General features: G+C 71.5%; 21 protein-coding genes. 14 read left to right on the plus strand and 7 right to left on the minus strand.

Annotated features, from left to right (window positions below; genetic code table 11):
• The first annotated feature begins 74 nt into the window (after positions 1–74).
• Complete coding sequence (locus tag ACK8N7_RS27800) at positions 75–1,217, plus strand: glycosyltransferase family 4 protein (RefSeq protein ID WP_500444437.1); 1,143 nt, start codon at positions 75–77, stop codon at positions 1,215–1,217.
• A 67-nt stretch (positions 1,218–1,284) separates the two neighbouring features.
• On the opposite strand, the gene ACK8N7_RS27805 is transcribed toward ACK8N7_RS27800, so the two are convergent.
• Positions 1,285–3,081: an AMP-dependent synthetase/ligase gene (locus ACK8N7_RS27805; RefSeq protein ID WP_403208837.1), complete on the minus strand. Its 1,797-nt coding sequence runs from the start codon at positions 3,079–3,081 to the stop codon at positions 1,285–1,287.
• Between the two features lie 288 nt (positions 3,082–3,369).
• On the opposite strand from ACK8N7_RS27805, the gene ACK8N7_RS27810 reads away from it, so the two are divergent.
• The 6 genes from ACK8N7_RS27810 to ACK8N7_RS27835 all read left to right on the plus strand — a co-directional run bounded on the left by ACK8N7_RS27810 (position 3,370) and on the right by ACK8N7_RS27835 (position 8,482).
• Entirely contained in the window at positions 3,370–4,179 is an 810-nt protein-coding gene (locus ACK8N7_RS27810) for a metallophosphoesterase family protein (protein WP_403208839.1), read from the plus strand.
• A gap of 109 nt (positions 4,180–4,288) precedes the next feature.
• Positions 4,289–4,738: an SRPBCC family protein gene (locus tag ACK8N7_RS27815; RefSeq protein ID WP_403208841.1), complete on the plus strand. Its 450-nt coding sequence runs from the start codon at positions 4,289–4,291 to the stop codon at positions 4,736–4,738.
• A 5-nt stretch (positions 4,739–4,743) separates the two neighbouring features.
• The gene (locus ACK8N7_RS27820) at positions 4,744–5,937 is read left to right on the plus strand and encodes an ArsA family ATPase (RefSeq protein WP_500445858.1); all 1,194 of its coding nucleotides are present in this window, start codon (positions 4,744–4,746) and stop codon (positions 5,935–5,937) included.
• A 167-nt stretch (positions 5,938–6,104) separates the two neighbouring features.
• On the plus strand, positions 6,105–6,590 hold the full coding sequence (locus ACK8N7_RS27825; RefSeq protein ID WP_403208843.1) for a DUF5304 domain-containing protein: 486 nt from the start codon (positions 6,105–6,107) through the stop codon (positions 6,588–6,590).
• A 119-nt stretch (positions 6,591–6,709) separates the two neighbouring features.
• Positions 6,710–7,651 carry an ROK family glucokinase gene (locus ACK8N7_RS27830; RefSeq protein WP_015608039.1) on the plus strand — a complete coding sequence of 314 codons (942 nt, stop codon included), beginning with the start codon at positions 6,710–6,712 and terminating at the stop codon, positions 7,649–7,651.
• A gap of 78 nt (positions 7,652–7,729) precedes the next feature.
• Positions 7,730–8,482, plus strand: a complete 753-nt coding sequence (locus ACK8N7_RS27835; protein WP_500444438.1) for an endonuclease/exonuclease/phosphatase family protein — start codon at positions 7,730–7,732, stop codon at positions 8,480–8,482.
• A 3-nt stretch (positions 8,483–8,485) separates the two neighbouring features.
• On the opposite strand, the gene ACK8N7_RS27840 is transcribed toward ACK8N7_RS27835, so the two are convergent.
• Both ACK8N7_RS27840 and ACK8N7_RS27845 read right to left on the minus strand, forming a co-directional pair.
• Positions 8,486–9,244, minus strand: coding sequence for an ICP22 family protein (locus tag ACK8N7_RS27840; protein WP_403208847.1), 759 nt, complete (start codon positions 9,242–9,244; stop codon positions 8,486–8,488).
• The gene (locus ACK8N7_RS27845) at positions 9,237–10,016 is read right to left on the minus strand and encodes an alpha/beta hydrolase (RefSeq protein ID WP_403208848.1); all 780 of its coding nucleotides are present in this window, start codon (positions 10,014–10,016) and stop codon (positions 9,237–9,239) included. Before ACK8N7_RS27845 ends, ACK8N7_RS27840 begins: the two co-directional genes overlap by 8 nt.
• Before the next feature lie 228 nt (positions 10,017–10,244).
• On the opposite strand from ACK8N7_RS27845, the gene ACK8N7_RS27850 reads away from it, so the two are divergent.
• From ACK8N7_RS27850 to ACK8N7_RS27865, 4 genes are all read left to right on the plus strand, one after another.
• A complete protein-coding gene (locus ACK8N7_RS27850) occupies positions 10,245–11,018 on the plus strand; it encodes a lysophospholipid acyltransferase family protein (RefSeq protein WP_500444439.1) in 774 nt (257 codons plus the stop codon).
• A 32-nt stretch (positions 11,019–11,050) separates the two neighbouring features.
• Positions 11,051–12,301: a MacS family sensor histidine kinase gene (gene macS / locus ACK8N7_RS27855; RefSeq protein ID WP_500444440.1), complete on the plus strand. Its 1,251-nt coding sequence runs from the start codon at positions 11,051–11,053 to the stop codon at positions 12,299–12,301.
• A gap of 92 nt (positions 12,302–12,393) precedes the next feature.
• Positions 12,394–13,038: a response regulator gene (locus ACK8N7_RS27860; RefSeq protein ID WP_051104635.1), complete on the plus strand. Its 645-nt coding sequence runs from the start codon at positions 12,394–12,396 to the stop codon at positions 13,036–13,038.
• A gap of 97 nt (positions 13,039–13,135) precedes the next feature.
• Positions 13,136–14,131, plus strand: coding sequence for a 2-hydroxyacid dehydrogenase (locus ACK8N7_RS27865; RefSeq protein WP_500444441.1), 996 nt, complete (start codon positions 13,136–13,138; stop codon positions 14,129–14,131).
• An 11-nt stretch (positions 14,132–14,142) separates the two neighbouring features.
• Here the strand turns inward: ACK8N7_RS27865 and ACK8N7_RS27870 are convergent, their stop codons facing one another.
• Both ACK8N7_RS27870 and ACK8N7_RS27875 read right to left on the minus strand, forming a co-directional pair.
• The gene (locus ACK8N7_RS27870; protein ID WP_500444442.1) at positions 14,143–16,029 is read right to left on the minus strand and encodes an anthranilate synthase family protein; all 1,887 of its coding nucleotides are present in this window, start codon (positions 16,027–16,029) and stop codon (positions 14,143–14,145) included.
• A 130-nt stretch (positions 16,030–16,159) separates the two neighbouring features.
• Positions 16,160–16,228 carry a trp operon leader peptide gene (locus ACK8N7_RS27875; protein ID WP_106429850.1) on the minus strand — a complete coding sequence of 23 codons (69 nt, stop codon included), beginning with the start codon at positions 16,226–16,228 and terminating at the stop codon, positions 16,160–16,162.
• Between the two features lie 102 nt (positions 16,229–16,330).
• Here ACK8N7_RS27875 and ACK8N7_RS27880 point away from each other — a divergent pair, with 102 nt between their 5' ends.
• On the plus strand, positions 16,331–17,677 hold the full coding sequence (locus ACK8N7_RS27880) for a class II 3-deoxy-7-phosphoheptulonate synthase (RefSeq protein WP_031122101.1): 1,347 nt from the start codon (positions 16,331–16,333) through the stop codon (positions 17,675–17,677).
• A 175-nt stretch (positions 17,678–17,852) separates the two neighbouring features.
• On the plus strand, positions 17,853–18,152 hold the full coding sequence (locus ACK8N7_RS27885) for a (2Fe-2S)-binding protein (protein WP_403208858.1): 300 nt from the start codon (positions 17,853–17,855) through the stop codon (positions 18,150–18,152).
• A 46-nt stretch (positions 18,153–18,198) separates the two neighbouring features.
• On the opposite strand, the gene bfr is transcribed toward ACK8N7_RS27885, so the two are convergent.
• Positions 18,199–18,678, minus strand: coding sequence for a bacterioferritin (gene bfr / locus ACK8N7_RS27890; RefSeq protein WP_015608028.1), 480 nt, complete (start codon positions 18,676–18,678; stop codon positions 18,199–18,201).
• Between the two features lie 152 nt (positions 18,679–18,830).
• Between bfr and ACK8N7_RS27895 the strand changes: the two genes are divergently transcribed.
• A complete protein-coding gene (locus ACK8N7_RS27895) occupies positions 18,831–19,463 on the plus strand; it encodes a sulfite oxidase-like oxidoreductase (protein ID WP_403208860.1) in 633 nt (210 codons plus the stop codon).
• A 3-nt stretch (positions 19,464–19,466) separates the two neighbouring features.
• Here ACK8N7_RS27895 and ACK8N7_RS27900 read toward each other — a convergent pair whose 3' ends face one another.
• Entirely contained in the window at positions 19,467–20,321 is an 855-nt protein-coding gene (locus tag ACK8N7_RS27900; protein WP_403208862.1) for a deoxyribonuclease IV, read from the minus strand.
• Positions 20,322–20,342: the final 21 nt, after the last annotated feature.

Genomic DNA, 20,342 nt, shown 5'->3' on the forward strand with positions numbered 1-20,342 from the left:
GGTCCGGCGGCCCATGATGCCGGGGAGGGAGGGCGTCAGCGGTGAAGCGCGGCCGTTCGGTACTGTCAGCCGCGATGGACAAGACCTTGATCGTGACCAACGACTTCCCGCCCCGCCCCGGTGGCATCCAGGCGTTCCTGCACAACATGGCGCTGCGCCTGGACCCCGACCGGGTCGTCGTCTACGCCTCCACCTGGAAGCGCGGCGAGGAGGGCACGGCGGCCACCGCCGCCTTCGACGCCGAGCAGCCGTTCACCGTGGTCCGCGACCGGACGACGATGCTGCTGCCGACCCCGCGCGTCACCCGCCGGGCCACCGCCCTGCTCCGCGAACACGGCTGCACCTCCGTCTGGTTCGGCGCCGCCGCCCCGCTCGGCCTGATGGCCCCCGCGCTGCGCCGCGCGGGCGCGAAGCGGCTGGTGGCCACCACCCACGGCCACGAGGCCGGCTGGGCCCAGCTGCCCGCCTCCCGGCAGCTGCTGCGGAGGATCGGCGAGGGCACTGACACGATCACCTATCTGGGGGAGTACACCCGCTCCCGGATCGCCGCCGCCCTCACCCCGGACGCAGCCGCCCGCATGGTGCAGTTGCCGCCGGGCGTCGACGAGAAGACCTTCCACCCGGCCTCCGGCGGCGACAAGGTCCGCGCCCGCCTCGGGCTCTCCGACCGCCCGGTGGTCGTCTGCGTCTCGCGCCTGGTCCCGCGCAAGGGCCAGGACACGCTGATCCTGGCCATGCCCGCGATCCTGGCGCAGATCCCGGACGCGGTGCTGCTGATCGTCGGCGGCGGCCCGTACGCCAAGGACCTGAAGCGGCTGGCGGTGGAGACCGGGGTGGCGGACTCGGTGCGGTTCACCGGGCCCGTGCCGTGGGCGGAGCTGCCCGCGCACTACGGGGCCGGGGACGTCTTCGCGATGCCGTGCCGCACCCGGCGCGGCGGGCTCGACGTGGAGGGCCTCGGGATCGTCTACCTGGAGGCGTCGGCGACCGGGCTGCCGGTGGTGGCCGGGGACTCGGGCGGCGCGCCGGACGCGGTGCTCGACGGCGAGACCGGGTGGGTGGTGCGCGGCGGCAGCGCCGAGGAGTCGGCGGACCGGATCGTGACGCTGCTCGGCGACCCGGAGCTGCGGCGGCGGATGGGGGAGCGGGGCCGCGCCTGGGTCGAGGAGAAGTGGCGCTGGGACCTGCTGGCGGAGAAGCTCAAGACCCTGCTGTGAGTACGGAGAAGGGGCCCGCGCCATCCATGGCGCGGGCCCCTTCTCCGTACGTTCCGCTCCACACCGCTCAGGCGCGGTAGATCGACTCCACCTCGTCCGCGAAGTCCTTCGCCACCACGTTCCGCTTCAGCTTCAGCGACGGCGTGATGTGGCCCGCCTCCTCGGTGAACTGGGCGGGCAGGATCCGGAACTTGCGTACGGACTCGGCCTTCGAGACCGCCGCGTTGCCGTCGTCCACCGCCCGCTGCACCTCGGCCAGCAGCTCCGCGTCCTCGCGCAGCGACAGGGCGGTCGACCCGGCCGGCTTGCCGTGCTCCTCGGCCCAGCGGCTCAGGAACTCCTCGTCCAGGGTGACCAGCGCGCCGACGAACGGGCGGCCGTCGCCGACCACCATGCACTCGGCGACCAGGGCGTGGGCGCGGATACGGTCCTCGATCACCGCCGGGGCGACGTTCTTGCCGCCCGCCGTGACGATGATCTCCTTCTTGCGGCCGGTGATCGCGAGGTAGCCGTCCTCGTCGAGGGTGCCGATGTCCCCGGTGTGGAACCAGCCGTCGGCCAGCGCCTCGGCGGACGCCGACTCGTTCTTCCAGTACCCGGTGAACAGGTGCTCGCCGTGGAGCAGCACCTCGCCGTCGTCCGCGATCCGCACCACCGAGCCGGGCAGCGGCTGGCCGACCGTGCCGATCTTCTGCCGGTCCCACGGGTTGAACGCCGTCGCCGCACACGTCTCGGTCAGGCCGTAGCCCTCCAGGACCGTGAAGCCGATGCCCCGGTAGAAGTGGCCGAGCCGCTCGCCCAGCGGGGCACCGCCGGAGATCGCGAACTCGCCCCTGCCGCCGAGGACCGCGCGCAGCTTGCCGAAGACCAGCTTGTCGAAGAGCCTGTGCTTGAGCTTCAGCCCCAGCGAGGGACCCTGCGGGGTGCTCAGCGCCCGGCTGTAGGCGATCGCCGTGTCGGCGGCCCGGTCGAAGATCTTGCCCTTGCCGTCCGCCTGCGCCTTGGCGCGGGCCGCGTTGTAGACCTTCTCGAAGACCCGGGGCACCCCGAGGATCAGCGTCGGCCGGAACGAGGCCAGCTCGTCGGTGAGGTTCTTGATGTCGGGGACGCAGCCGAGCTTGATCGGGGCCATCACCGACGCCACCTCGACCAGTCGGCCGAAGACGTGCGCGGCGGGCAGGAACAGCAGCACCGAGCACTCGCCCGTACGGAACAGCGGCTTCAGCCGCTCCACCACGTTGCCGCACTCCGCGAAGAAGCTGCGGTGGGTGAGGACACAGCCCTTGGGGCGGCCCGTGGTGCCGGAGGTGTAGACGATGGTCGCCGGGTCGTCCGCCTTGGCGCTGACCATCCGCAGGTCCATGGTCTCGTCCGAGACCTCGGCGCCCGCCTTGCCGAGGGCGTCCACCGCGCCCGCGTCGATCTGCCAGACGTGTGCGAGTTCCGGCAGCGCCTCCCGTACGGAGGCCACCGACGCCGCGTGCGCGTCGCTCTCCACGAGCACCGCCACCGCGCCGGAGTCACCGAGGATCCACTGGACCTGCTCGGCGGAGCTGGTCTCGTACACCGGCACGGTCACCGCGCCCGCGCTCCAGATCGCGAAGTCCAGCAGCACCCACTCGAAACGGGTGCGCGACATCAGGGCGACCCGCTCGCCGGGCTGCACGCCCGAGGCGATCAGACCTTTGGCGGCGGCTCTCACCTCGGCCAGGAACTGGGTGGCGCTGACATCCGTCCAGGCACCGGCCACCTTGCGGCTCATCACCGCGACATCGGGATGCTGAGCGGCGTTGCGGCGGATCAGATCCGTCAGATTGCCGTCCGTCGGGACCTCGTACAGGGCCGGAAGGCTGAACTCGCGCAAGACTGCTGCTCCTCATCGGGCTCCGGTGCCACGGCTCTGTGTGACGCACCGGCTGCGGTCCAAGAATGGCGGGTGCTCAGTGGGGTGAGCACGCTGGACTGCCCGGACGTTACCCACCGGTACTAGGTTCCCGATAGGGGGTTCCGGCCAGATGTCTTATGCATCACACATATAAATGGCCCTTTCGCGCACAGTAGTCCACCGGCGCGACGACTTGGAAGTAACCGCAGGTCCGGCCGGTTCACCCGCCTCTACCCGCGCGGGGGCGGGCGCTTTAGGGTGATCCGCATGCGAGGCAGCGAAGCGGACGGGCCGGCGCCGGGCGCACAGCGTTCCACCCGGATCCACGTGGTCAGCGATGTGCACGGCAACACCGAGGCCCTGGCCCGCGCCGGGGACGGCGCCGACGCCCTCGTCTGCCTCGGTGACCTGGTGCTCTTCCTCGACTACGCCGACCACTCGCGCGGCATCTTCCCCGACCTCTTCGGCGAGGCGAACGCCGACCGCATCGTCGCGCTGCGCACCGCCCGCCGCTACGACGAGGCCCGCGCCTTCGGCCGCGAGCTGTGGGCGGGCCGCGACCGCAACGCGGAGATCCTCGGCGCGGTACGCAGGCAGTACGCCGAACTCTTCGCCGCCTTCCCCACCCCGACGTACGCCACCTACGGCAACGTCGACGTCCCCCACCTGTGGCCCGAGTACGCCCGCCCGGGCACCACCGTGCTGGACGGCGAGCGGGTGGAGATCGGCGGGCGGGTCTTCGGCTTCGTCGGCGGCGGCCTCAGGACCCCGATGAACACGCCGTACGAGATCAGCGACGAGGAGTACGCCGCCAAGGTCGAGGCGCTCGGCCCGGTCGACGTCCTCTGCTCGCACATCCCGCCCGAGGTTCCCGAGCTGACGTACGACACCGTCGCCCGCCGCTTCGAACGCGGCAGCCGCGCCCTCCTGGAGGCCATCCGCACCACCCGCCCCCGATACGCGCTTTTCGGCCATGTTCACCAGCCGTTGGTCCGCCGTATGCGTATCGGTGCCACCGAGTGCGTCAACGTCGGTCACTTCGCCTCCACCGGGACGCCCTGGGCGCTGACCTGGTGACCGGAAGGGCCCGGGGCGTGGACCGGAGCGCGGCGGGCACGCGATAGCCTGCACAGCGGCAGGCTTCTGCCGAACGCGACCGGTTACACCGCACTGGAGGGCCACGGCGATGGCTGAACACACCAGCTCGAGCATCACGATCGAGGCGGCACCGGCCGACGTCATGGGCGTGATCGCCGACTTCGCCCGCTACCCGGAGTGGACCGGCGAGGTGAAGGAGGCCGAGGTGCTGGCCACCGACGACCAGGGCCGCGCCCAGCAGGTCCGCCTCGTCCTGGACGCCGGAGCCATCAAGGACGACCACGTCCTGTCGTACACCTGGCTGGGCGACAAAGAGGTCAGCTGGACCCTCGTCAAGTCCCAGATGCTGCGCTCCCTGGACGGTACGTACGCCCTCGCGTCGCTGGCCGGCGGAGAGCGCACCGAGGTCACCTACCGGCTCGCCGTAGACGTCAAGATCCCGCTCCTGGGCATGATCAAGCGCAAGGCCGAGAAGGTCATCATCGACCGTGCGCTCGCCGGTCTGAAGAAGCGCGTCGAATCCGTCCCGCAGAGCTGATGCCGATGCGTACGGTCCTGGTCACCGGTCCCGGCGGCGCAGGCCGTACGACCGTCGCCGCGGCCACCGCCCTGGCCGCCGCCGCGAGCGGCAGCCGCACCCTCCTGGTCTCCGCCGAGTCCATACCCGGCTTCCCCGCCGGCACGGAACCGGCCCCGGTCACCGACCGCCTCGACCACGCCCGGATCGACTCCGGCGAGCACTTCCGCGCCGAACTCACCGATCTCCAGAAGCGCGCGTCCAGCGTGCTGGACCTGGTCGGAGCCGGGCGCCTCGACGGCGAGGAGCTCACCGAACTCCCCGGCTCCCCGCAGCTCGCCCTCCTGCACACCCTCCACCGCGCCGCCGCGGGCGACTGGGCCGCCGGCGGCTACGACACCCTCGTCGTGGACCTCCCGCCGCTCGGCGAGGCCCTCGCCCTGCTGGCCCTCCCCGAACAGCTCCGCCGCTACCTGCGCCGGCTGCTGCCCGCCGAACGCCAGGCCGCCCGCGCCCTGCGCCCGGTCCTCGCCCAGCTCGCCGGGGTCCCGATGCCCGCGCAGTGGCTGTACGAGGCCGCCGCCCGCAAGGACGAGGAGCTGGCCGCCGTCCAGGCCCTGATCGAGGACGGCGCCACCACGCTGCGCCTGGTCGCCGAGCCCGGACCCGCCGCCGAGGACGCCCTGCGCACCGCCCGCACCGGCCTCGCCCTGCACGGGCTCCGCGCCGACCTGCTGGTGGCCTCCCGGGTCCTGCCCCGCCACTCCTGCGACCCCTGGTTCGCCGGTCTCGCCGCCCAGCAGGAGAAGTGCCTGAGCCACTGGTACGAGGAGCGGTCCCCGCACGTCCCCGTCCACGAGGCCGCCCACCTGGGCCGCGACCCCCGGTCCGCCGACGACCTGGCCGCGCTCGCCGTGCCCGCGCCGGACGTGCGGGAGCCCGGCCGGGTGGACGACCCCTGGTGGATCGAGGAGGAGCCGGGCGAGGAGGGCCGCCCGTCCGTGCTGGCCTGGTGCCTGCCGCTGCCCGGCGCGACGAAGGAAGACCTGCGCCTGGTCCGCCGGGGCGAGGAACTGCTCCTGACCGTGGGCCCGTTCCACCGCATCGTGCGGGTCGCCTCCGCCCTGCGCCGCTGCACCGTCTCGGGCGCGGCCCTCACCGACGACGTCCTGCGGGTCCGCTTCACACCCGACCCCGGACTCTGGCCGCGTACGTCCTGAACGGCCTGGGACTTCGGCCGCGTACGTCCTGAGGGGCCCGTGGCCTCCGCCGCGTACGCCCCGGTTCCTGAACGGTCCGCGGCCATTCGGGTAACGTCGGTGGTACGAGTTACGAGTCCGGCCGGCCGGGAGCCGGCGGCCGGCACCCCGCGTCGCAGGAGTCCGCCATGAGTGAAGCCACCGATCGTCCCGTAGACGGCGACGCGTGGGCCGACGCCTGCGCCGAGGACCTCGCGGCGGAGAAGGCCCGCCGCCGGGACCGGTACGGCCCGCAGCCCGGCTCCGCCGCCGAGGAGCTGCGCAAGCTGGTCGACGCGGTCGCCGACAAGGTCTCCTCGCTCCAGTCGCCGCTGCTCGGCGTCGCCGCCCAGGGAGCGGTCCAGCAGGCCATCCGGCAGGCCAAGTCCGCCGTGGAACCCGTCATCGAGCGCAACCCGCAGGTCTTCGACCACCTCGCCGCCGCGGGCAACGAGCTGCTGGCCGCCTACCGCTCCGCGGTGGAGGGCCAGGAGAGCCGCTGGACCCGCACCGCCGCCGATCCCGCGAAGTCCGCCGGGAAGAGCACGGAGGAGGCCGCCGCCGACCCGTCCGACCCGCGCGACGAAGGCCGTGACGAAGGCCCCTCGGGCACCGAACGCATCGACCTGGACTGACCGGACACATCGGCCGGGAGCGCGTTGCGCACCGGCCGGGACCGACCGGTCCCGGCCAGGCCGGGCCCTGCCTCGGGTACGGTTGCCCCTAGCGGGGCTCGACCGAAACTGAGGGATTCATGGGACTCACCATCGGCGTCGATATCGGCGGCACGAAGATCGCGGCTGGAGTGGTCGACGAAGAGGGCCGGATCCTCTCGACGTTCAAGGTGGCGACGCCCCCGACGGCCGAAGGCATCGTCGACGCGATCTGCGCGGCGGTGGCCGGGGCGAGCGAGGGCCACGAGGTGGAGGCCGTCGGCATCGGCGCCGCCGGTTACGTCGACGACAAGCGCGCCACCGTACTGTTCGCGCCCAACATCAACTGGCGCCACGAACCGCTCAAGGACAAGGTCGAACAGCGTGTCGGCCTGCCCGTCGTCGTCGAGAACGACGCCAACGCGGCCGCCTGGGGCGAGTACCGCTTCGGCGCCGGCCAGGGCCACGACGACGTCATCTGCATCACGCTCGGCACCGGCCTCGGCGGCGGCATCATCATCGGCAACAAGCTGCGCCGCGGACGCTTCGGCGTGGCCGCCGAGTTCGGCCACATCCGGGTCGTCCCGGACGGCCTGCTCTGCGGCTGCGGCAGCCAGGGCTGCTGGGAGCAGTACGCCTCCGGCCGCGCGCTGGTCCGGTACGCGAAGCAGCGCGCCAACGCCACCCCCGAGAACGCCGCCACCCTGCTCGGTCTCGGTGACGGCACGGTGGAGGGCATCGAGGGCAAGCACATCAGCGAGGCCGCCCGCCAGGGCGACCCGGTGGCCATCGACTCGTTCCGTGAGCTGGCCCGCTGGGCCGGCGCCGGACTGGCCGACCTCGCCTCGCTGTTCGACCCGTCCGCGTTCATCGTCGGCGGCGGCGTCTCGGACGAGGGGGAGCTGGTCCTCGACCCGATCCGCAAGTCGTTCCGGCGCTGGCTGATCGGCGGCGAGTGGCGCCCGCACGCCCAGGTGCTCGCCGCCCAACTCGGCGGCAAGGCAGGGCTCGTGGGCGCTGCCGACCTGGCCCGCCAGGGCTGAGTACCACCTCGTACGACGCACGGACGCCCGTCGCCGCCCTCCGGGGCAGCGGCGGGCGTCCGTCGTATCGTGACCCGCATGGACCTGACGCCCCTGCCCGACTCCCGTACCGAGCCGGACGGTTCAGCCGTGATCCGTGTGCTCAGCTACAACGTCAGGTCGATGCACGACGACACCGAGGCCCTGGCCCGGGTCATCCGCGCCTGCGCGCCCGACCTCGTCCTCGTCCAGGAGGCACCGCGCTTCTTCCGCTGGCGCAAGGCGGCCGCGAGGCTGGCCAAAAGCAGCGGCCTGGTGGTCCTCAGCGGGGGCGCGACCGCCGCCGGACCGCTGCTGCTGTGCTCGCTGCGCGCGTCCGTCGAGCGGACCGAGGACGTCCTGCTGCCCCTCACCCCGGGACTGCACCGCAGAGGCTTCGCCACCGCCGTCGTCAGGATCGGCGGGGTCCGGCTCGGGGTGCTGAGCTGCCACCTGAGCCTCCAGCGCGACGAGCGCCTCGCCCAGGCGGATCTTCTGCTGGAGCGGCTGGCGTCCATGGGGGTCGAGCACGCCGTGGCGGGCGGCGACCTCAACGACGTACCGACCGGGAAGGCGTTCACGCACCTGGCCGGGCAGCTCCAGGACTGCCGGGCGGTCGCCCCGTGGGGAGGCGAGCTGACGTTCCCGCCCGATGAGCCCCGCAAGCGCATCGACGCCGTCTTCGCGACCCCGGGCATCGAGGTGCTCGGCTGCGGTGTGCCCACCGGGTTCCCCGGGGTGAGCGGAGCAGACCTGAGGGCGGCCACCGACCATCTGCCGGTCCTGGCCGCCCTCAGAGTCCCCGCGGTATGACGGTCACACGACCGCGCCGCGCCCCGGATCGCCGTAGGTGTCGTCATCGTCGTCGTGCGGCATCCGGGCCACCAGGGTGGCGAAGCCGCCCAGGAAGCCCCCGATGCAGAGCGTGGTGAGCCACCACGTCATCTCCCACTGCAGCAGCACCGCCAGCAGCATCAGGACCGGCCCGCCGATCACCGCGAGCCAGGCGAACTTCGCCGTGACGTCGGCCTCCGGCAGCGGCGGCGGCTCCGGGGGCACGAAGTGGCCCTCCTCGCCCTCGTCCGGCTCGTCGATGCCGTCGTCCTTGGACTCGGGCAGCTCGTAGTCGCGGGGACCGGCGACGCCGGGCGCGAAGACGACGGAGCTGCCGAGCGGCTTCTTCTCCGGCGGCTTCGGGGGCGTCTTCGCCGACCCCTTGTCCGCCGGGTCCCCGGCCCGGCCGTTGTCCGGCCCCACCACATTGCGCTGGTCGTCCTCCAGCAGGGCGAGGTCCTCGATCGACTTGAAGGGCTTGGCGCCCGGCGGGTCCGGGGGCTCCTCCCCGTACCCCGCGACGATCGCGGCCCAGGCCGCTTCCTCGTCGATCGCCCGCTCCTCCTCCGGCCGCTTCTCCGGTCCCGCGCCGTCCGGTCCCGCGCCTTCGGCGCCCGTACCCTCGGCTCCCGCGCCCTCCGGGACAGCGGCCTTCGTCCCCTCAGGGACGGCCGCGCTCTCCGTGGGGCGCGGTTCGCGCTCCTCGTCGCTGCCTGTGCGTTCCGCGTCGTGCTCAGCCACCGGACGTGCTCCCCTTCATCCCGACGCTCGGTGCGAGACGGCCGATGAACCGGTAGCTCTCATCGAAGATCCGCTCCGCATCATGGTCCAACGTCGCCACGTGGTAGCTCTGTTCCAACAAGATCTCCGAGACATCCGTGGAGGAGACCCGGCTCAGGATCCGCGCGCTGTCCGCAGGCGGTACGACATGGTCCTGCGGGCTGTGCAGCACCACCAGCGGCTGGGTCACCTGGGGCAGTTCGCCGTCGACCAGCCGGAAGAACCTCCGCACCGAGTGGGCGGCGTGCAGCGGCACCCTGTCGTAACCGACCTCGTGCGAGCCCGGCAGCGCGATGTCGTCGGCGAGCCCCTTGGTCGTCCGCACCAGATGGCGGGCGACCGGCAGCGCGTACGCGGAGAGGCCGTGCACCTTGTTCGCCGGGTTCACCAGCACCAGACCGCTGATCGCGTCCCCGTGCTTGGCCGCCAGCCGCAGGCTCAGCGCACCGCCCATGGAGAGCCCGAAGACGAAGACCTGGTCGCACTTGTCGCGCAGCACCCGCAGCTCGCGGTCCACCTCCGCGTACCAGTCCTGCCAGCCGGTGACCGCCATGTCCTCCCAGCGGGTGCCGTGGCCCGGCAGCAGCGGCAGCGAGACGGTCAGCCCGCGCTCGGCGAGGAAGTCGGCCCAGGGACGGAGCGACTGCGGCGATCCGGTGAAGCCATGACAGAGGAGGACGCCGACCTCTCCGCCCTCGTGGCGGAACGGCTCGGCTCCAGGGAGGACCGGCACCGGGGTCTCCTGTTCGTGAGGTGAGGCGGGGGCGGGGCGCGCACCGGGGGCGTGCTTGACGGATGACTTCACCGTACGCGACCGGACCGACACCGACCAGGGCCGTCACGGCCCCCGGGGCCCGCCCCCGCACGGCCCGTCGGGCCATGGCCGCGCCCCGTGCCTGGCCCGGGGCGCGGCAGGCGCACAGGTTAAGGTCTGACCGACAGCACACAGGAGGCACCACAGTTGATCTACGGCGCAATGAAGTTCTCCATCGGCGGGTCCCTGAAGCTCGCCTTCCGGCCGTGGGTGGAGGGCCTGGAGAACATCCCCGAGCGGGGGCCGGCGATCCTCGCGAGCAACCATCTCTCCTTCTCCGACTCGTTCTTCCTGCCGGCTGTCCTGGACCGCAAGGTCACGTTCATCGCCAAGGCCGAGTACTTCACGGCCCCCGGAGTGAAGGGCAAGCTCACCGCCGCCTTCTTCAAGGGCGTCGGCCAGCTCCCCGTCGACCGCTCCGGAGCCCGAGGCGCCGGTGAGGCCGCCATCAAGGCAGGCATCCAGGTCGTCGAGAGCGGCGGCCTCTTCGGTATCTACCCCGAGGGCACCCGCTCGCCCGACGGCCGCCTCTACCGGGGCAAGCCCGGCGGCCTGGCCCGGGTGGCCCTGGCCACCGGAGCCCCCGTCATCCCGGTCGCGATGATCGACACCGAGAAGATCCAGCCGCCCGGCCAGGTGATGCCCAAGCTGATGCGCCCCGGCATCAGGATCGGCAAGCCGCTGGACTTCAGCCGCTACCAGGGCATGGACGGAGACCGCTTCATCCTGCGCTCGGTGACCGACGAGGTCATGTACGAGATCATGAAGCTCTCCGGCCAGGAGTACGTGGACATCTACGCCACCGCCGCCAAGCGCCAGATCGCCGACGAGGCGAAGGCGAAGGCGGAGGAGGCCAAGCGCGCCCAGAAGCAGGCACAGGCGGCGGGCGACGAGGACGGAACGGAACGGTCCGGCGCCTAACAGCGTCGTGGACCGTCGGGGGGTGGGGCGGAATGGCCAAGCGTGAGCGGGTCGTACGGATGTCGGTCGAGCAGCCGCTGTGGCGTGCGCTGACGGGCTACCGCGTACTGACGATGGTCTACGCGGTGCTGCTCGCGGTCTTCGGGAAGGACAACTTCGGCCGGGAGAGGTTCGAGCGGCCCTGGGTGGCCTTCGCGTACCTCGCGTTCCTCCTCGTGTGGACGCTCGCCACCCTGCCCAAGGTCCGCTCGGCGGCGGCCTGCACCAAGCGCTTCCTCGGCGCGGACCTCGTCGTCGCGCTGACCGGGATCATGCTCACCCCGCTCGCCGACGTCCACTCCCAGACCTTCGACGGCCCGACGCTGCCGTCGATCTGGACGGCCGGAGCGGTCCTCGCCTTCGCCATCAAGGGCGGCTGGCGGTGGGCTGCCTTCGCCTCCACCTTCGTCGCCGCCGCCAACATCATCCAGCGCGGCGAGCCCAGCCGGGACACCTACCACAACGTCCTGCTGGTCTGGGTCGCCTCCATCGCCATCGGGTACGTCGTCGAGGTCGCCCGCGCCAGTGAACGCACCCTGGCCCGCGCCCTGGAGATCGAGGCGGCGACCCGTGAACGCGAACGGCTCGCCCGGGACATCCACGACAGCGTCCTCCAGGTGCTCGCGATGGTGCAGCGCCGGGGCACCGCGATCGGCGGGGAGGCGGCCGAGCTGGGCCGGATGGCCGGGGAGCAGGAGGTCGCCCTGCGCACCCTGGTCTCCAGCGGCCTGGTCCCGCCCACCCGGGTCTCCGAGGACGCCGCCGAGGGCGCGGTCGTCCGCACGGTCGACGTGGACGAGGAGAGCCCCGGCGACGGGGCCACCTGCGACCTGCGCGCCCTGCTCGCCCCGTACGCGGGCTCCCGCACCAGCCTCGCGGAGCCGGGCGCTCCGGTGGTCCTGCCCGCCGAGGCCGCCCGCGAGCTGGCCGCCGCCGTCAGTGCCGCCCTGGACAATGTGCGGGTGCACGCCGGAGCGGAGGCCCAGGCCTGGATCCTGGTCGAGGACGAGCCCGGCGGGGTGATCGTCACCGTCCGGGACGACGGCCCCGGCATCCCGGAGGGGCGCCTCGCCCAGGCGGAGGGCGAGGGGCGGATGGGGGTCGCGCTCTCCATCCGGGGCCGGCTGCGCGATCTCGGCGGCACGGCCGAGGTGATCTCGGTGCCGGGACAGGGCACCGAGGTCGAGTTGAAGGTTCCGAAAGCACCGAAGGTTTCCCGGGGGAAGGCAGGATCGGCCCGATGAGCACGCAAGAAGCACCACAGAACGCACCACAGAACGCACCGCTGAACGCACCGCAGGACGAGCGGGAGGCCGCCGACCGGCCCATCAGGGTCATGGTGGTCGACGACCACCCCATGTGGCGCGACGCGGTCGCCCGCGACCTCGCGGAGTCCGGCTTCGACGTCGTCGCGACCGCCGGGGACGGCCCGCAGGCGGTCCGCAGGGCCAAGGCGGTCAACCCGGACGTCCTGGTCCTCGACCTGAACCTGCCCGGTATGCCCGGCGTCCAGGTCTGCAAGGAGCTGGTCCCCTCCCACCCCGGACTGCGCGTCCTGGTCCTCTCCGCCAGCGGCGAGCACGCCGACGTCCTGGAGGCGGTCAAGTCCGGCGCCACCGGCTATCTGCTGAAGTCGGCCTCCACCCAGGAGCTGACCGACGCCGTCCGCTCCACCGCCAACGGCGACCCGGTCTTCACCCCGGGCCTCGCCGGCCTGGTCCTCGGCGAGTACCGAAGGCTCGCCTCCGACCCCGTACCCGCCGCGTCGAACGAGCCCAAGGCCCCGCAGCTCACCGACCGGGAGACCGAGGTGCTGCGGCTGGTCGCCAAGGGACTCTCGTACAAGCAGATCGCCGAACGCCTGGTCATCTCGCACCGCACCGTCCAGAACCACGTGCAGAACACCCTCGGCAAGCTCCAGCTGCACAACCGGGTGGAGCTCGTGCGGTACGCGATCGAGCGCGGCCTCGACGACGTCTGATCCAGGCCCTCCTGCCAGTGACGACCGGGACCTGTGGCCGGGAGGGCCGGGCCGTCCGGCCCCTGCGCACCCGGGGGCGGAGCCGTATATTCGCGCTATGGAGATCCTGGCGTTCGGTGTGCAGTCAGACGAGAAGCCCCTGATCGAGAAGGCCTTCCAGGGGCTGCATGAGGTCCGCTGCCTGGACGTCTTCCTCAACCGGGACACCGCCCCCATCGCGGCGGGGTACGAGATCATCTCCACCAGCGTCAACGCCAACCTAGGCTCCCCGGTGCTCCAGACCCTCGCCACCGGCGGCACGCAGATGATCGCCCAGCGCTCCACCGGTTTCAACAACATCGACCTGGACGTCGCCGAACGGCTCGCCCTGACCGTCTCCCGGGTCTCGTACTACTCGCCGTACTCGGTCGCCGAATTCGCCTGGACCCTGGCCATGGCGGTGAACCGGCGCATCATCCGGGCCGCCGGCCGCACCCGCGACTTCGACTTCCGCCTCGACGGGCTGCTCGGCCGCGACATGCACGGGCGGACCGTCGGCGTGGTCGGCACCGGCAAGATCGGCGAGGCGTTCACCCGGATCGCCCACGGCTTCGGGATGAAGCTGCTCGGCTGGGACGTCGTGGAGAACCCGGCCTGCGTCGAGCTCGGCATGGAGTACGTGGAGAAGGAGCGGCTCTTCGCCGAGGCCGACCTCATCAGCCTCCACGTCCCGCTGCTCCCCGCCACCCAGCACCTCATCAACGAGGCCGCCCTCAAGTCGATGAAGGACGACGCGATCCTGGTCAACTCCAGCCGCGGCGGCCTCATCGACACCGCCGCCCTGGTCACCGAGTTGCGCGCCGGGCGCTTCCTCGGCGTCGGACTCGACGTGTACGAGGCGGAGGCCGGGCTCTTCTTCCTCGACAAGTCCCTGGAGGGCGTCGACGACGACACCCTGGCCCGGCTCGTCACCTTCCCCAACGTCATCGTCACCTCCCACCAGGCGTACTACACCGAGGACGCGGTGGGCCAGATCATCGACGCGACGGTGCAGAACGTCACCGACTACCTGGCCCGCCGCACCAGCGAGAACGTGCTCGTGCCGCGTAGGTGAACCGGAGGGGTTCAGCTCAGCACCGGCAGCCCCGCCAGCAGCTCCGTCACGATCGCGGACCCCCGCACGGTCAGCACCGACTCCGGGTGGAACTGCACCGAGGCGAACCCGCTCCCGCGCAGCGCGTGCAGCTCACCGCTCTCCTCGTCCCGGCTCACCTCGATGCCGTGCGCGGCCAGCTCCACGGCGGCCGGGGAGTCGCAGCGGGCGGTGAAGCTGTTGTAGAAGCCCACCGTCTCCGGCCGCCCGAACAGCTCGATCCTGGTCTGCGCCCCCTGGTACGGCACCGCCTTGCGCACGATCTCCATGCCCAGCTCCGCCGCGATCAGCTCATGCCCGAGGCCGACCCCCAGCAGCCCGTACCGGTGCTCCCGCACCAGCTCCGCCGTCAGCTCCCGCAGCAGCCGCATCTTCGGGTCACCGAGATCGCCCGGATTCCCCGGCCCCGGGCCCAGCACGACCGGCCCCCGGTGCGCCCGCACCACCTCACGCAGCCCCGGCTCGTCGTACCGGCGCACCGAGACGTCGAGCCCGGAGGAGCGCAGCAGGTGGGCCAGCATCGCGGTGAACGTGTCCTCGCCGTCCACCATCAGCGCGTGCCCGGCCAGCTCCTCGGTGCGCTCCTGCATCCGCAGCCAGAACGGGGCGAGAGAGCCGCGCCGGTCGTCCAGCGCCGCCTGCACCCGGGGGTCGGAGGCCAGCTGCGGACGGCCCGCCTCCGCCTCCGGCCGCCCCGGCCGCACGCCCAGCGCCGCCAGCACCCCGGCGGCCTTGGCGTGCGTCTCGGCGACCTCGTTCTCCGGGTCGGAGTGGCGTACGAGGGTGGCGCCGACCGGCACCTCAAGCGTGCCGTCAGGGGCGATGTCGGCCGTCCGGATCAGGATCGGCGAGTCCAGCGTCTGCGCCCCGCTGGCGTCCCGGCCCAGCAGGGCCAGCGCCCCCGCGTAGTAGCCGCGCCCGCCCTGCTCGTACCGTTCGATGACCCGGCAGGCGTTCTGCACCGGGGAGCCGGTGACGGTGGCCGCGAACATGGTCTCGCGCAGCACGTCCCGCACATCCAGCGAGGACCGGCCGCGCAGCTCGTACTCCGTATGGGCGAGGTGGGCCATCTCCTTGAGCCGAGGTCCGACCACCACCCCGCCCATGTCGCCGACCGTGCACATCATCTTCAGCTCCTCGTCGACCACCATGGACAGCTCCTCGCTCTCCTTGCGGTCCCCGAGGAACGCCAGCAGGCTCTCGGCGGTGGGCCCCCCGTTCGGGTAGCGGTAGGTCCCGCTGATCGGGTTCATCACGACCGTCCCGCCGGACATCCGTACGTGCACCTCGGGGCTCGCGCCGACCAGCGTCCTGTCGCCGGTGTGCACGACGAACGTCCAGTACGCGCCCCGCTCGCCCGCCAGCAGCCGCCGGAACAGCGCCAGCGCGTCCGCCCGCCCGAACCCCGGGATCTCACCCCGGAACGTCCGCCGGATCACGAAGTTCGCGCCCTCGCCCTGTCCGATCTCGTCCCGGATCACCCGGCGGACGATCTCCGCGTACTCCCCGTCCGGCACATCGAAACCCCGGTCCTCCACCCGCACGTCATGGGCGGGCAGCGCCGCCAGCACCTCCGCCAGCCCCAGCTCGTGACTCTCGTCCGCGACCAGCACGCTCAGCGGGGTCCCGTCGTCGCGCACGTCGAAGCCGCGCTCGGCGATCTGCCGGAACGGCACCAGGGCCAGCGCGGGCGACGCGCCCACCGGCAGATCGGCCAGCCGCTCCGCCTCCCGCACCCCGCCGACCAGCACTTCCACGTGATCGTGGTCACGGCCGGGCGTACGCCGGCGCAGCAGGGCGAACGGCGGGGCGTCGTCGGCCAGCAGCTGGCGGACGAGGTCAAAGGCGGTACGGGACATGGGAGCGGGTTCCTTCCGGACGGGTCCGTACGAGGGCTTCGTACGGGATTCACGGTGGAGAGGAACGGCTCCGCAACGCAGAAAAGGCCGCCCCTCGGGCGGCCTTCGCGAAGTGTGTCAGCGCGATGATTCAGCGGGCCGCCGGATGAGCGGTCCACCACCAGTTCTGGATCGAGATCTGGATCTGTTGCGTCGACATGCTGCGACCCTAGCGGACGTTCCGGGCATCGGAGCGGGTGTCTCAACCTTTGAGCGCTCGAATGGACGCCCCCCGCGACCCCGTAATGTTGTCCACGTGACCGTGAACGCCAATACCTCCGTCGCCGGTGGCAACACCTGGCGAGACCTTCCCGCGGCGCAGCAGCCCGAGTACCCCGACTCCGAGGCCCTGCGCGATGTACTCGCGGACCTCGCGTCGTATCCGCCGCTCGTCTTCGCGGGCGAGTGCGACCAGCTGCGCGCCCGCCTGGGAGCCGTCGCCAAGGGCGAGGCGTTCCTGCTGCAGGGCGGCGACTGCGCCGAGGCCTTCGACGCCGTGTCCGCCGAGCACATCCGGGCCAAGCTGAAGACGCTGCTCCAGATGAGCGCCGTCCTGACCTACGCGGCCTCCGTGCCCGTCGTGAAGGTCGGCCGGATCGCGGGCCAGTACTCCAAGCCGCGCTCCAAGTCGACCGAGACCCGCGACGGCATCACCCTGCCGACGTACCGCGGCGACTCGGTGAACGGCTTTGCCTTCACCGAGAAGGCCCGGATCCCGGACCCCGAGCGGCTGAAGCAGATGTACCACGCATCCGCCTCCACGCTGAACCTGGTCCGCGCCTTCACCACCGGCGGTTACGCCGACCTGCGCCAGGTGCACGCCTGGAACCAGGACTTCGTGAAGTCGTCCCCCTCCGGCCAGCGCTACGAGGCCCTGGCCCGTGAGATCGACAACGCGCTGAACTTCATGAAGGCGTGCGGCACGGACCCGGCCGAGTTCAAGGCGGTCGAGTTCTACGCCTCTCACGAGGCCCTGCTGCTGGACTACGAGACGGCGCTGACCCGCACCGACTCGCGCACCGGCGAGCTGTACGACACCTCCGGCCACATGGTCTGGATCGGTGAGCGCACCCGCCAGATGGACGGCGCGCACATCGAGTTCGCCTCGAAGGTCCGCAACCCGATCGGCATCAAGCTCGGCCCGACGACCACCGTCGACGAGGCCCTCGGCTACGTCGACCGCCTGGACCCCGAGCGCGAGCCCGGCCGGCTGACCTTCATCGTCCGCATGGGCGCCGACAAGGTCCGCGACAAGCTCCCCGAGCTGGTCGAGAAGGTCACCGCATCCGGTGCCACCGTGGCGTGGGTGACGGACCCGATGCACGGCAACACCTTCGAGGCCGCCTCCGGCCACAAGACGCGCCGCTTCGACGACGTCCTGGACGAGGTCAAGGGCTTCTTCGAGGTCCACAAGGGCCTCGGCACCCACCCGGGCGGCATCCACGTCGAGCTGACCGGCGACGATGTCACCGAGTGCGTGGGCGGCGGCCACGAGATCTTCGTGGACGACCTGCACCAGCGCTACGAGACGGCCTGCGACCCGCGGCTCAACCGCAGCCAGTCGCTCGACCTGGCCTTCCTCGTCGCCGAGATGTACCGCGACCAGTAGGCACCCCTGGCGGGTATTCCCGCCGGACGCACTGTGGGGCACGGATCGATGTGATCCGTGCCCCACAGTGCGTCTCCGGGCTTTTGCACGCCTCGCCGGGCGGGTAAGGTTAGGTTAGCCTCACCGACGAAGACGGGGACGGCACCAGCGACCGGCCCGCAGGGAGGTGAATCGCATGTACGTCTGCTCCTGCTTCGGCATCACCGAGGCGCAGGTCAAGAAGCATGCGGACGCCGGGGCGTGCACGCCCCGCCAGATCGCCTCGGCCTGCAAGGCCGGCACGGACTGCGGCGGCTGTGTCCGCCGGATCCAGGCCCTGCTGGGGCGCGACTGCTCGCGCCACGACCTCGTGAACCGGCAGGCGGAACCCGCGGCGGCGTCCGTCACCCACCAGGCCACCGCACCGGTGGCGACCCCGGTCGCAGCGGTCGCCCTGGCCACGCTCCGGGACGTCCGGCTCTCCGACGCGGCCTGACCCATCCCTCGTGACGCGCCCTGGTCCACTCTCGTAGCGCGTCGGCTCAGCTCTCCGGCTGCTCGATCAGCTGCGCGATGTAGAGCGCCTCACCGAGCTTCTCCACCAGCTCCAGCTGGGTGTCGAGGTAGTCGATGTGGTGCTCCTCGTCCTCCAGGATGGACTCGAAGATGTTCGCCGAGGTGATGTCACCCTTGGTGCGCATCACCTCGATACCGCGCTTGAGGCGGTCGATCGCCTCCACCTCGACCTGGCGGTCCGCCTGGAACATCTCGGTGACCGTCTGGCCCACCCGGACGTGGAAGAGCCGCTGGTAGTTGGGCAGCCCGTCCAGGAACAGGATCCGGTCGGTGAGGACCTCGGCGTGCTTCATCTCGTCGAAGGACTCGGCCCGGGTGTACTTGGCGAGCTTGGTCCAGCCGAAGTTCTCCTGCATCTTCGCGTGCAGGAAGTACTGGTTGATAGCGGTCAGTTCGGCAGTCAGCTGTTCATTGAGGAACTCAAGGACCTCGGGGTCGCCCTGCATCGCAGAGGCTCCTTCCAAGCGTGATCGACAAGGTGGCCGCATCCTCGCACTGCGCCCACCGGCCGTCCAGTAAGTGCACGCTTAGTACGAGTTGACCCCATGAGGGTCTGCCCTGGTCATGACCACCCCTGGCTGTCTGTCACCATGGAGGCATGGGTCAGCCGGAAAGCCGGGAATACCGCGAATCAGAGCAGTCCGAGCTTCCGCCGGGACAGCGACTGCAGCGCGGATGGCCGGTCACCCACTACGGGCCCGTTCCCAAGTTCAAGTCCGAGCGCTGGGAGTTCCGGGTCTTCGGGGCCACCGCCGACGGCGACAAGCACTGCTGGAACCACCAGGACTTCTCGGCGCTGCCGTTCTCCTCGGTCGTCGCCGATCTGCACTGCGTGACGAAGTTCAGCATGATCGGTGCCGAATGGGGTGGGGTCCTCGCCCGTACGGTGCTCGACCTGGCACCGCCCGCGCCCGAAGTCACCCATGTGATGGTCTGGGCCGAGTACGGCTTCTCCTCGAACCTGCGCCTGGACGACTTCGCCGGTGAGCGGACCCTCTTCGCCACCCACAAGGACGGCGATCTCCTGACCGCCGAGCACGGCTTCCCGCTCCGCCTCGTCGTCCCTCACCTGTACGCCTGGAAGGGCCCGAAATGGGTCCGCGGCGTCGAGTACATGACGGCCGACCGGCGCGGATTCTGGGAGGAGCGGGGCTACCACAACATCGGTGACCCCTGGAGCGAGCAGCGCTACTCCTACCAGGAGGAGCCCGGTGACGGCCCCGAGCTCTAGACCCTAGAGCCCCCGGAGTTCTTTCAGCCGGGCCACGTCCGCCGCGTGCCCCTCCTTACCGCCGGGCGTCTCGATGATCAGCGGTACGCCCTCGGTCGCCGGGTGCGCGAACAGCTCCCGGAAGGGCTCCGCCCCGATGTGACCTGCCCCGATGTTCTCGTGCCGGTCCTTGTGGGCGCCCACGACGTCCTTGGAGTCGTTGGCGTGGATCAGCTTCAGCCTCCCCTCACCCACCGTCTCCACCAGCAGGTCGAGCGTCTGCCGCATCCCCGAGGGGCCGGTCAGGTCGTGTCCCGCCGCGTAGATGTGGCAGGTGTCCAGGCAGATGCCCAGCTTGGGGTGGGAGTCCAGCGCCTCGAAGTACGGCCCGAAGTCCCACGTACGGGAGCAGAGCGAGGAGCCCTGGCCCGCGGTGGACTCCAGCAGCAGATACGGATCGTCGTCGTGGGTCAGCTCGTCCAGCAGCGGCCGCATGTGCTCCCGCACCTGGGCCAGCGCCTCGGCGCGCGGCCTCCCGCCCGTCGCCGAACCGGTGTGCACCACCACGCCGAGCGCACCGATCTCCCGGGCCCGCCGCAGCGAGTGGCGCAGGGAGTCCACGGACTTCTCGACGGTCGCCTCGGTGTGCGAGCCGAAGTTGATCAGATACGGGGCGTGGACGTACGCCGGTATCGACGCGGCCGCGCACTCCGAGCGGAACAGCTCGTCCTGGGCCGGGTTCCCGGCGGGCGTCGCCCAGCCGCGCGGGTTGGCGACGAAGACCTGCACGGTCTCGGCCGCCAGCTCCCGGGCGTAGGAGAGGCCCACCTTGGCGAGACCGCCGGCCACCGGGACATGTCCGCCTACGGGGTTACGCATATATCGCTTCCGGCTTTCGCA

Source organism: Streptomyces griseobrunneus (genome assembly GCF_046713465.1).
GTDB lineage: Bacteria > Actinomycetota > Actinomycetes > Streptomycetales > Streptomycetaceae > Streptomyces > Streptomyces microflavus.